Source organism: Arcanobacterium phocisimile, assembly GCF_016904675.1.
Classification (GTDB): Bacteria; Actinomycetota; Actinomycetes; order Actinomycetales; family Actinomycetaceae; genus Arcanobacterium; species Arcanobacterium phocisimile.
Genome location: NZ_CP070228.1, coordinates 1,753,713 through 1,765,258 on the forward strand (window position 1 = coordinate 1,753,713; position 11,546 = coordinate 1,765,258).

Annotated in this window: 11 protein-coding genes; 4 read left to right on the plus strand and 7 right to left on the minus strand. The window is 50.5% G+C overall.

Translation table 11 applies throughout. From position 1 onward, the window contains the following. Positions 1 to 104 precede the first annotated feature (104 nt). From JTE88_RS07970 to JTE88_RS08000, 7 genes are all read right to left on the minus strand, one after another. A complete protein-coding gene (locus tag JTE88_RS07970; protein WP_204424180.1) occupies positions 105 to 1,040 on the minus strand; it encodes a universal stress protein in 936 nt (311 codons plus the stop codon). A 136-nt stretch (positions 1,041 to 1,176) separates the two neighbouring features. After that, complete coding sequence (locus tag JTE88_RS07975; RefSeq protein ID WP_204424182.1) at positions 1,177 to 1,908, minus strand: C40 family peptidase; 732 nt, start codon at positions 1,906 to 1,908, stop codon at positions 1,177 to 1,179. Positions 1,909 to 2,137: 229 nt separating this feature from the next. Continuing rightward, positions 2,138 to 2,824, minus strand: a complete 687-nt coding sequence (locus tag JTE88_RS07980) for a metal-dependent transcriptional regulator (RefSeq protein ID WP_204424183.1) — start codon at positions 2,822 to 2,824, stop codon at positions 2,138 to 2,140. A gap of 179 nt (positions 2,825 to 3,003) precedes the next feature. After that, positions 3,004 to 4,488, minus strand: a complete 1,485-nt coding sequence (locus JTE88_RS07985; protein WP_420826933.1) for an NCS2 family permease — start codon at positions 4,486 to 4,488, stop codon at positions 3,004 to 3,006. Between the two features lie 79 nt (positions 4,489 to 4,567). After that, entirely contained in the window at positions 4,568 to 5,845 is a 1,278-nt protein-coding gene (manA, locus tag JTE88_RS07990; protein ID WP_204424185.1) for a mannose-6-phosphate isomerase, class I, read from the minus strand. Between the two features lie 3 nt (positions 5,846 to 5,848). Further along, positions 5,849 to 6,637, minus strand: coding sequence for a DUF3027 domain-containing protein (locus JTE88_RS07995; RefSeq protein ID WP_239519512.1), 789 nt, complete (start codon positions 6,635 to 6,637; stop codon positions 5,849 to 5,851). Further along, positions 6,630 to 7,004 carry a cold-shock protein gene (locus tag JTE88_RS08000; RefSeq protein ID WP_204424188.1) on the minus strand — a complete coding sequence of 125 codons (375 nt, stop codon included), beginning with the start codon at positions 7,002 to 7,004 and terminating at the stop codon, positions 6,630 to 6,632. Before JTE88_RS08000 ends, JTE88_RS07995 begins: the two co-directional genes overlap by 8 nt. A gap of 200 nt (positions 7,005 to 7,204) precedes the next feature. Between JTE88_RS08000 and JTE88_RS08005 the strand changes: the two genes are divergently transcribed. From JTE88_RS08005 to JTE88_RS08020, 4 genes are all read left to right on the plus strand, one after another. Beyond that, positions 7,205 to 9,121, plus strand: a complete 1,917-nt coding sequence (locus tag JTE88_RS08005) for a TPM domain-containing protein (protein WP_204424190.1) — start codon at positions 7,205 to 7,207, stop codon at positions 9,119 to 9,121. An 81-nt stretch (positions 9,122 to 9,202) separates the two neighbouring features. Further along, a complete protein-coding gene (locus tag JTE88_RS08010) occupies positions 9,203 to 9,940 on the plus strand; it encodes a PspA/IM30 family protein (protein WP_204424192.1) in 738 nt (245 codons plus the stop codon). 231 nt (positions 9,941 to 10,171) lie between these two features. Beyond that, positions 10,172 to 10,759, plus strand: a complete 588-nt coding sequence (locus tag JTE88_RS08015; protein WP_204424193.1) for a nuclease — start codon at positions 10,172 to 10,174, stop codon at positions 10,757 to 10,759. Between the two features lie 48 nt (positions 10,760 to 10,807). Then, on the plus strand, positions 10,808 to 11,545 hold the full coding sequence (locus tag JTE88_RS08020) for a response regulator transcription factor (RefSeq protein WP_204424195.1): 738 nt from the start codon (positions 10,808 to 10,810) through the stop codon (positions 11,543 to 11,545). The last annotated feature ends 1 nt before the right edge of the window (position 11,546 follow it).

Genomic DNA, 11,546 nt, shown 5'->3' on the forward strand with positions numbered 1-11,546 from the left:
TTTTTAAAAGAGTCCTCGTCTAGTCTAACCGATATAGACGGAATCGATGAACCTGGGCATGCCCATAGGTTCATCGATTCGCATCTCACATTCTTATCAGCGACCTATTCATCATCAATAACTTGATTTGGTTCTGGCCCGACGTCGTCGCCTGGCCGTACTCGGCGTGGCACAACCATCGTTGGACACGAGGTTGTCGCTAGTAGTGTTTGCGATGTTGACCCAAGGAGTAGGCCGGCAAAGCCACCGCGCCCACGGGTCCCAATAACAACGAGATCAACGTCGCGCGAAAATTCTGCGAGCATTTCGGCTGGGTTGCCTTCTAACGCATGGATATCGACGTCGATCTTGCGCCCTTCGTCGACTTCGTCAAGCTGGGCCTTGACGGATTCTTTTACCTCCTCAAGGAAGCCGTCCCGGAATGTTTCGGCAGGAATCCAGGTTACTGCCGCCGTATTGACGGCTGCGACAACTGTTAGGCGCGCATTCCACCTATCGGCTTCCCAGACGGCACGCTGCAAGGCAGTTTTTGCATGTTGAGAACCGTCGACACCTACGACGATATGCTTAACGGGTAGTTGTGCTACCGGGTGTTGTGTCGGAACGACCACTGCAGGACAACATGCATTCGACGGGACTGCTGAGGAAACCGTACGCAGGAGCCGATCGGCAAGCGAATTGGAGTTCGCTTCGCGTCCACCGACGACGACAAGGGCAACTTTCTTCGACATTTCTACCAACACTTCGGTGGGATCACCGAATTCGAGAGACCACGTCACGTCGACACCTTGCCCCTGGAGTGCCTGGGCTTTCTCCTTAATCATTTTTTCAGCGGCTTGTCTTAAAAATCCGGTGTCACCAGCAGGGATGGCCGCTCCCGATGTAGGCATGAATTCTGGTGCATAGCTGGGTAGTTCATAGGCGCAGACGAGATGCAGGCGCGCACCTCGTGCTTTTGCTTGGGCATGCGCCCAGGTGAGGGCACTAGATGCACCCTGCGAGCCATCAACACCTACTACGACAATGTTCTCGTGTGACATAGCAATCTCCTTTGATTGCTTCCATTATCGCACGGATTCACCGTATGTGTCGAGAGTCACTTATTGTTTCAATGAAGAACGGTATACATATCGGAGGACAAGCAAAAGCTTGTCCTCCGATATAAAAGTCTTCTTATCAGCCGATACGAACGAACGTGGGGTTACCGTAAAGTTCACCTTCAATAGTTCCACTTGATGGAGTCGAAGCTGCGACGTGACGACCATTGCCAATGTAAATGCCAACATGACCTGGCCAGTATACTATGTCTCCAGGCTGAGCCTCCGAACGAGAAATGACGGTACCAGAAGCAAGCTGACCTTCAGATGTGTGCGGAAGAGCAACGCCAACCTGAGAATATACCCACGAGGTAAAACCAGAACAATCCCAACCAGCTGGTGTGGAACCTGCCCACATGTATGGCGTACCAACATAAGCGCGAGCAATCGATGCAATATCCCCGGAAGCAATCGCTGGAGCGGCAACGGCAGGCTGCACAGAAAGCGATCCAGAATCCGCTGAAACATTTCGGTTCGACGTAACTACAGGAGCACTATCTACAGCCTCGACAACCGGATTGCCTAAATCAATTTCAGCAGCAACTGCCCGGATGGACCATTCAGATTCAGCCTCTTCACCAAGCGTTACACTCTGGATGTCTACGTTGGCTGACTTGGTCACGCCCCCGCTGAGAGAGACTGACTCAGTCAATGCATTTTGAGGAGCCGCCTTAGCTTGCCCCTGAGGTGCTGCAACTGCTACAGGAATTCCCGCGCCAGCAATAATGCCAAGAGCTCCAGCTAACGCTAAGCCGCGTACTGCGTTTGGATTATTGACATCTACTGTCTTGGCAATCGAGTGACGGCCCATAGCTATTTCTCCATTTTATGTCTAGGTCATTCTAGTTAGATTGAATCTAACGCACCCGTAGGCACAAGCAAGAGACTACATCGTTTATAACGATTAGGCAACAATCTGACACGTAGATATAACAATTCCCCTTTTTTCCACGCTGGAAAACCTGATTTTTTCTTAGTTTACCAACGAATAACTTTACTCGTGATTCACATTACACGCCGTTATATTCGGTAACTTTTTGTTATTTTTTGTTATCGAAAGAGACAAAAATATGCGTCGCCCAGTCATCCGGAACTACTATTCGCGCGTCATCAAAACTGACAACTACCGGCTCTAACGATTCCACTTTCGCATGCAATCCCGGCTTGACACCCAAGTCTTCCAGGTTTTGGAGGCTATCGACATCCAACTGTAAAAATTCCGCAATACGCTCGACTCGAACATCGCGATCTAAGACCGCAGAGTTATTTAACGGAACCAACCCGTCGTCACAACCGCAACGCATGTCTCCTGGCTCAGGGTCCTCACGCGGAACTGGATTCCCAAAAGGATCATGTGTGGGACTGCCCAATAATGCATCAATGCGTTGCGCAACATCGTCAGACATTGCGTGTTCCCAACGGCATGCTTCGTCATGGACTTGAGCCCACGGCACCTTCACAACATGAAGCAACATAAGCTCAGCTAATCGATGCCGACGCAGAACTGCCGCTGCACGCAAGTAACCTTCGGGAGTGAACGACATTTCACGGTTTCGGCCCATAACGATGAGGCCATCACGCTCGAGGCGTGCAACCGTTTCTGAAACAGTGGGGCCAGATTGGCCAAGACGCTCAACGATGCGAGCTCGCAACGGGGGAATTCCTTCTTCAACGAGCTCATAAATAGTTTTGAGATACATCTCTGTGGTATCTAACAGATCACTCATATGACACCTCTTCTCTACAGTTATAGTACTTCATCGCTCTAGTCAAATCTACAAACTTTAACGCTCCGTAGACCTTTTTATTCCCTATATCTACTCGCAATCGGGTGCCTGACACATAATTTCAGGACCGATCTAGCCAAAGCCAGACCGGTCCTGAACGCGTTATTTACATAGTGGAATTACTTAATTCCCAAGAGGTAGCTGATGGGATCGAGCGCAAAGTATATAACGAAGACGACACTGGTGAGATACATCAACGGGTGGACCTTCTTCGCATTACCCAAAACCATCTCCACAATCACGTGAACAATAAAGCCAATACCGATACCTACTGTAATGGAATAGGTAAACGGCATGAAGACGATTGCCATGAACGCAGGAATCGAAATTCGCAATTCCTCCCATGAAATCTCGGTTACCTGCTGCATGATCAAGAAGCCGACAACAACCAGTGCCGGAGCGGCCGCCTCAGTTGGAACAACGGAGAACAGTGGAGCGAGGAAAGTAGCGAGCAGGAAAGCGATACCCGTGACAATGGACGCCAAACCGGTACGCGCGCCTTCAGCGACACCAGTTGAGGACTCGACGAAGGAGGTGTTGGTAGAAACGCCTCCCATACCACCAGCAACAACGCCGAGGGAGTCAATCAGAAGGATCTGGCGAGTCCGTGGCACTTGACCGCTTTCGTCAACTAACCCAGCTTCGGTTCCCACAGCGACCATGGTACCGAGGGTGTCGAAGAAGTCTGCGAGCATAACCGAGAAGGTAAGAACGATAACTGCGATAACACCAAGCTTCTCAAAAGGTCCAGTGATGGAGAACTGGCCTACTGTGGAGAAGTCAGGAGTCTGTATTGGGTTTCCTGGGAAAGCTGGAACCGTCAAGCCCCAACCACTTGGGTTTTCCGTCCCAACATTTCCCAAATTGGCGAGCTTTTCGATAACGATTGCGAGAACGGTTCCGGTGATGATACCGAAGAGCAAAGCACCCTTAACCTTGCGAACCATCAAGACGATGATTGTCAACAACGCAACGACGAAAACAACGAGCGGCCATGTAGAGATGGAGCCGTTGACGGCGAAGGAAACCGGGGTGCCTAATCCAGGGCGCACGATACCAGCGTTAACAAGACCAATAAATGCGATAAACAGTCCGATACCAACAGAAATAGCAGAGCGCATGAACTTTGGAACAGCGCGGAAGATCGCCTCACGCAAGCCAGTAAGCACGAGAAGAACGATCACAATGCCTTCGAGCACGACGATCCCCATACCATCTGCCCACGTCATTCCTGGAATTTGAACGAAGCCGGCAATCATGCCGTTGAGGCCAAGACCGGCGGCGAGCGCGATCGGGAAGTTTGCAACGGCACCCATCATAATGCTCATAACCCCTGCAATGAGCGCTGTCGCTGCGGCGATGGCTGGAATATTTGGTTCTGAACCACCACCGAGGTATGCACCGGTTGAATCTGGACCAGAAAGAATGATCGGGTTCAGGACGAGAATATAAACCATAGAGAAGAACGTAACGATGCCGCCACGAATTTCTTGAAGTAACGTCGAACCGCGTTGCGAAATTTTAAAGTACTTCTCTAAGAGGGATACAGATGTAGTCTCAGTAATGGGCTGTTTTACTGGGGCAGCTCCCGTAGTGCTGTTCACTTGCTCTACTTTTACACAACACCGAAACCCTGACCAGATAATACCGCATTTCGAGACGATTTCTGCTCACTATGTAAGATTATGGGGATTCAACCTGTATGAGCTCACCCGCGCCCCGCACAAAAACCTGACTATCGTCAGCTCCTAAAAACAGCGATTGCCCGGTATTAACAAAGTAATTCTCACCATTGACCCACAGTTCGACCGCACCGCGAAGACATAAAATGATACGTGGGCCACAACCGCGCACACTCACCCGCTCATCAGCATGGCGCAAAGACACGATCGACAACTCGAAATCATCGACCGGCACATAGAATGTCGATTGCACTGGAGTGATACGCTCAGCCGCGATACGAATAGGTGGAGCGGCCACCGTATCTGTAATCCGTAGCAACTCATCAACATCCATGTGTTTTCGGGTCAAACCTGCCCGCAACACATTATCCGAAGCGGCCATCACTTCAACACCTAACCCGGAAATATAGGCATGCACAATACCCGCCGGCGTAAATAATGCCTCGCCCGGATGTAAAGTAACTGGATTGAGTAAAAGTGACGCCACAACTCCCGGATCCCCAGGATAAAACTGACCGATACGCACCGCCAACGCATCCGCACGAGGTGAAGGAGAATCTTCTGGACGACGTCGTTCGCATGCTTCGATGAGCTCAGCAACGGCTTGCGGAGACGGCCGAGTTTCGCGCGAAATAAGCCGAGAGAACGCGCGCTGTACACCATGATTATTCGGCTCGGCCAACACAATAGCGTGAAGCTTGCGAGCAATGTCGCAATCTAGCCCAGCCAATACGCTCAAAATTCGCCGCGGGCTACGAAACCCCACCAGAGCTTCGAACTTAGTGATCGCATAAACCATTTCCGGCTTATGGTTAGGATCTGGATAACAACGTATCGGGTCAGAAAGTTCTATCCCGACCTGATTTTCTCGTTCATATCCTGCTTGGGCTTGCTGTATCGAAGGATGAACCTGTAGCGATAGCGGTTCGTTAGGAGCGATCAACTTTAACAGGAAAGGCAACTGCTCACCGTATCGGGCGACAATATCGTCACCGAGCACTGCGCGTGGATCTCGGCCAATGAAAGCATCGAGCGTATCCGTTTCGTAGACATCTCCTGCCGAGATAGCAGCATCGAGAACACCAGCTTGGTTCCCTTCCCCCCGCGGTTCGTATGATCGCCTCCTCGGATCATCGAAAACAAACGAAGGTGCCGTTGGATGGGCCCCAAACCACAACTCAGCAACCGGGCTTGCAGCAGGAGAATAGCCGAAAAGTCGGGGGATCGCACTATGCGATCCCCACGAATAATCTCGAACTCTACCCTGCAGGAACTTCATGCCCTACTGCTTTGCAACCTCGATGTCGACGTCGTCAATAACTGGCGAAGCTTGTTCCCACAAGCGTTCACGTTGCAACACATCGGTTTCCGAATGTGAACCACAACCATGATCCATCGACACTACGCGACCATCAAACGCTGACCATTCATTTGCACATACGCCGAATAGCTGACGTGCGGACCCACCCATATGTAAGAGGTAGCCGCATGTCGAACAAGGAGCCTGAGCATCTCGTGTTGCTTGGTTCCGCGGACCGGCATCTGACCGATACCAGCGCCGATAGGCCTGCGAGCGCGCCTTTTCCGACATGATTCGGGCACGACCTAAACCAAACTCCCAAGCCGCAATAGCATCCTCGTCAACGCCAACAGTTTCATATCCCTGATCTAATCGAGGATCGACATTGGCGACCAACAACGGATCGTTCGGATTGTACGGCATACGATCCGAAGGATTAACGTCTGATGGCTGCAATCTATCTGACCATGGTACCCAGTCCGGAGCTAGTAACGCATCCTCACCTGGAAGAATGGATAATTCCGCAACCGAGGCTTTTTTGGCTCGTGGAGCACGCACTAACGACACAGTCCAGTACCAGCCGCGGTATCCCGGTAGCAAGCACTCGAAGGCATGTGTCACAAGGCGTTCATCTTCTTGAACCATGCCAACATGATCACCGACTCTATCCGGCCTCGTAATATCGGTCAGGGCCTCGCGAGCGACGTCGATCGCCGCCCCAAGAATCTTGTCCTTGACGGCCTTTTTTCCAGGTACAATTCGTTTAGACATCGAAATCATCTGCTAGTGCACGGAGCGCTTGGGCAATGCGTGGACCGCCTTCAGGGTATCGGCCACGACGTAGTTGTGTGGAAGAAACATCTAGAATCTTGATTAAGTCTTCGATGAGTGGTACCAGTTCTTCCGGTGAGCGACGGTTCGCTTCGAGCAGTGAGGATTCTTTACGTATAACAGAAACGGACAAAGCTGCCGGTCCGCGGCGAGTTTCGCCAATCCCATATTCCACTGGGGTTCCTGGACGCAACTTAACCCCGATCGGCACTGCGCTTTGGGCGACGTAGACTTGGGCACCGTCGTCCCCAGTGATAAAACCAAAGCCCTTCTCAGCATCGAAGAACTTTACTTTTCCAGTAGGCACGGCATTCTCTCTTTCATATTCAAGGTACTGGATTAATTCCAGATACGAAGACTTTACTAGATCTCATTATGACACTTTTTGAGTGCACTATTCCATCAGGTAGCCGCTAACGGATTTTGCGCCTGGCGTATTTGATATCCAAACTTTGACGGAAAACCTTGGTAGGTTTGAGCTAACCCATGCACGGAAAGGTCGTAGCTATGAAACGCACGCATGTCTATACTGCTTGTTTAGCTGGATTCTTATCTTTATTTCCCACAGTTGCGTTTGCGGTTGAACCTGTAGATGTTACTCACAACTATGAAGATTATGCAGACGTTTCACGTGAACGCGGTGCGCTGTCTAACCTCGTAGTGGAAGTATCTAACGGTAATCTATGGGTTCTTACTGTCGACGATTTCGATTCTATGGCTCCTGATAACTGGACGAAAAAGACCTTCGAGATGTCTGGTCTGAGCCAGGGCGATGGTTTACTGGCTATCAGTGTGGGCACCTCTGAGCTTTACGCGTACTCCCCTAGCGGCTCCATTAAAGAGTTATTGAACAACGCAACCTCGCAAGACGTGTTAGATAAGTTCCACGACGGCGAATGGGATAGTGGTATTCGGTTATTTGCCGAACACGTACGTACACTGCGTAGTGGTGGTAGTGCACCGACGTCGCCAACAACGTCGACGGTTCCCAATATTCTCCCAGCTCTGGGTGTTATTGGAGTCGGCGGCGCTGGTGTTGCCGGGCTGGCTTATTGGCGCAAGCGGAAGAAACTCATTGCGGGTCAGGCGGATTCTCACGTACTTGCCCAGCGGGCTTCTACCGAATTACTTGCAGCTGACGACGATGTTCGCGCCGGCGCAACTGAATTAGAGTTCGCACGCATCGAGTTTGGCATGGAGGCTACAGCGCAGTTTCGCGAAACACTTTCACGTGCTCAGCAGGATGTTCAGCGAGCGTTTGAGCTGCGCCGGTTGCTTGATGATGACGAACCAGAAACTCCCGAGCAACAACAGCACATGAATAACCAAATCTTGGTGGCCGCCCAACGTGCTCGGCAAGCTATGGAGTCACAAGCTGAAGAATTTTCCCAGTTACGTAATCTTGCTCAGCGTTTGGAAGAAAAACTGGCCGAACTAGAAGAGCGCTCTGACGAATTACGTGCTCAGTTGCCGTTGCTGACAGATAAGTTGGCGAATCTTGCTTATAGTTTTCCGAAGGACTCTCTGGTGACGTTGATGACGTACCCGGAGCAGATCAGATCTTTACTTTCCGCGGTTGAAGAACATTTGGCGTCGGCTCAAGAACAGATTTCGGCATCGAATAAGAATCAGGGTGTGCAGTATGCCCGACTTGCTGAAGGAACGTTGGATCAGGCGTCTCAGTTAATTCAACGAATTGACGATGCACCGCAACTGTTGATGAATGCGCGCGAAGAACTCAGTTCGGCAATCCGATCGTTGTCGTCTGATATTGCTGATGCGCGCCGACTAGGTGGCTCGGACGAAACAATTGCGTTGCGCCGTCAAGAAGCTGAGGCAGTTGTCGCACGGGCGACTTCAAGCTCACAGGTTGATCTATTGCTACTCAACGATCAACTTTCTGAGGCCGAACGAAATCTTGATTTAGCACTTGTTGGTGTACGTGCCGAAGATGAACAGCGCCAACGCGTCCAGACGAATATTGTGCGCTATGAAGAACAAGTTCGTGCTAAATTAGTCCGGCTTGATGAAGACGTCACTCGCTATCGTGAAGTGGTCTCGGCTGATACCCGCACTCTTCTTCAACGTGCACACGCAGTTTTCGAATCGGCTCAACAGCTATCAATAACTGAACAGCTCACTGCTTATAGTTCAGCAATGGATTACGCTTCGCGTGCAGATCGTGCCCTGACATCGGATTTAGATGACTACCGTGACTCGAATCAAAATTCTGGTCGTGGGTCGCATGGCCAACAACTGGGTGGTGAGTTAGCTGGGGCTATTTTAACCGGTGTTGCTCGTTCATTAATTTATGGCGCATTTTCCGGGGGTTCATCCCACCGACACCGCGGAGGATCGGGCGGCGGCTTCGGATCGGGCGGCGGCTTCGGATCGGGCGGCGGCGGCTTCGGCAAATCCTTCTAATTATTCGTACTGACCACACAAAACACAGATATCTGGTAATAATGATGACTGAAACACTCAGTCACAATGAAAGGTTCTATCATGGCTGAAAAGCAATCAATCCTCGGGCGGATGACTCAGCTCGCGAAAGCGAATATTAATGCGTTGATCGATCGGGCTGAAGATCCGCAGAAGATGCTCGATCAAATGGTTCGCGATTATACAAATTCGATTGCCGAAGCTGAAGACGCTGTGGCGGTCACCATTGGAAATCTTCGTCTAGCTGAAGCCGACTATGACGAAGACGTCCGTGCAGCAAACGAGTGGGGTACGAAGGCTCAGGCCGCTGTCGCTAAGGCTCACGAACTACGCGCCGCTGGTAATGAAGAGGGCGCACAAAAAATGGAGAATCTTGCCAAGATCGCTCTGGAACGTCAGATCACTGCAGAAAAAGAAGCACGTGATGCTGAGCCAATGATTGCTTCCCAACGTGAAGTTGTCACCAAGCTCAAGGATGGCTTGAACATCATGCGTTCCAAGCTCGAAGATCTGCGTTCCAAGCGCAATCAGCTCGTAGCTCGCGCTAAGTCTGCTGAAGCTCAAAATAAGGTACAAGATGCCATGAGCTCGATTAACGTTCTTGATCCATCAACCGAGATCGGCCGTTTCGAAGAATCAGTTCGCCGTCAAGAAGCTATCGCTCTCGGAAAAGCTGAAGTATCTTCATCGTCCCTTGATGAACAGTTTGCACAACTGACCTCATCGTCAGCGAATGATGAAGTTGAGTCTCGCCTAGCAGCACTACAAGCTACGGTCGCTCCAGAACAAATCGAAAGCTAAGCAACAAATTACCAGTGGCTTTACCCCGTCCATTATCGGGGTAGGAAATACAACTTCCATGATCACCAACGCCGGTGGGTGGGACAAGCATAGAGCTTGTCCCACCCACCGGCGTTCATGCCAACAGCGTTTTCGGAATAATGTCGATTATGGACTGCAACTGTCCTAGTTCCATCGATGTAAAGATGAGAAATCCGTGAATTTCTCTACTCATCGCGCTAGGATACAAGTATGTATATTCTTATTGATGGTGAAAATATCGATGCCACGCTCGGCGTAAATATCCTTAAGCGTCCACCACGCGGTGAAGAACGCCCCCGCTGGGATCGAGTCTTGGAGTTCCGTCCCTTCCCATCCCGCACCGGCAATAACCACGCTACAGGCGACGGCGAAGACCACCCAGCTAAAGGCCTCTTCTTCCTCAACGTTTCGCAGCGTAGCGCCAATGCTTTTATCCAAGCACTTCTCGCTATCGGTTGGCAGCCAATTCAGCTCACTTCACCAGATGCTGAACGTAAAGTTGTCGATGAAGGTATTCAGCGCACGCTAGAAGCTATCTTGAAGGAACGGCCCGGGGCTGATGTTGTCTTGGGAACACACGACGTCGACTACCTGCCACAAATCGAGGCACTTCTCGATGCCGGTCATCGAGTATCAATCATGTGTTTCCGAGAATTCCTGGCCTTGCCACTCGCTGAGCTGGAAGACAAAGGCCTAGTTATTCACGATCTCGAACTGGACGTGCAGGCATTTAATTTGCCACTCAATCGTACACATCCTGTCGACATCGATGAATTTGATCCGTATCCATACCTTTAATCGGAACATTTTCAGGAGATTTTCAGCTTTTTAACGAACAATAGAAATATGACAGAGGAAAAAACATCAGCAAAAATTCTCGTTGTTGACGATGAGCCTTCGATCCGTGAATTACTTTCAGTATCACTAAAGTTTGCTGGTTTTTCGGTAGAAACCGCAGCTGACGGACACCAAGCATTACGCGTCGTCCAAGAATTTTCTCCTGATCTCATCGTGCTTGACATCATGTTGCCTGACTTCGATGGCTACGAAGTCCTTCGACGAATCCGCGAGCGCGGCGAGAACGTGCCCGTGCTTTTCCTCACCGCAAAAGATGACCTCCAAGATAAACTTCACGGGCTGAATGCCGGAGCAGACGATTATGTCACTAAGCCGTTTTCACTCGAAGAAGTCGTGACGCGCATCCAAGTTATCTTGCGCCGAACAAATCCCGCCGAAACAGAGCCGGCCATTATTCGCTATCACGATCTTGAATTAAATGAGGACACGTACGAAGTTCGCCGCGCCGGGCACCTCGTAGAGCTCTCTCCTACAGAATTCAAACTTTTACGTTACCTCATGGTTAACGCCGAGCGCGTAGTTTCTAAAGTTCAGATTCTCGACCACGTGTGGGATTATGATTGGATTGGCGAAGCTTCCATTGTTGAATCTTATATTTCATACTTGCGTCGCAAAATTGATTCAGCTGAAGCCCTCGGTATCACTGATCCATCCCAAGTTGCCGAGTTGGTTCCGCTGATCCACACAAAACGCGGCATTGGTTACGTCATGCGCACAGATAAGTGAC

Excerpts from the sequence above, each read along its gene's own strand:
- JTE88_RS08015 (WP_204424193.1), top strand. The coding sequence starts at position 10,172 with ATGTATATTCTTATTGATGGTGAAAATATCGATGCCACGCTCGGCGTA.
- JTE88_RS08005 (WP_204424190.1), top strand. The coding sequence starts at position 7,205 with ATGAAACGCACGCATGTCTATACTGCTTGTTTAGCTGGATTCTTATCT.
- JTE88_RS08010 (WP_204424192.1), top strand. The coding sequence starts at position 9,203 with ATGGCTGAAAAGCAATCAATCCTCGGGCGGATGACTCAGCTCGCGAAA.
- JTE88_RS08020 (WP_204424195.1), top strand. The coding sequence starts at position 10,808 with ATGACAGAGGAAAAAACATCAGCAAAAATTCTCGTTGTTGACGATGAG.
- manA (WP_204424185.1), bottom strand. The coding sequence starts at position 5,845 with ATGAAGTTCCTGCAGGGTAGAGTTCGAGATTATTCGTGGGGATCGCAT.
- JTE88_RS07995 (WP_239519512.1), bottom strand. The coding sequence starts at position 6,637 with ATGTCTAAACGAATTGTACCTGGAAAAAAGGCCGTCAAGGACAAGATT.
- JTE88_RS07970 (WP_204424180.1), bottom strand. The coding sequence starts at position 1,040 with ATGTCACACGAGAACATTGTCGTAGTAGGTGTTGATGGCTCGCAGGGT.
- JTE88_RS07980 (WP_204424183.1), bottom strand. The coding sequence starts at position 2,824 with ATGAGTGATCTGTTAGATACCACAGAGATGTATCTCAAAACTATTTAT.
- JTE88_RS07975 (WP_204424182.1), bottom strand. The coding sequence starts at position 1,908 with ATGGGCCGTCACTCGATTGCCAAGACAGTAGATGTCAATAATCCAAAC.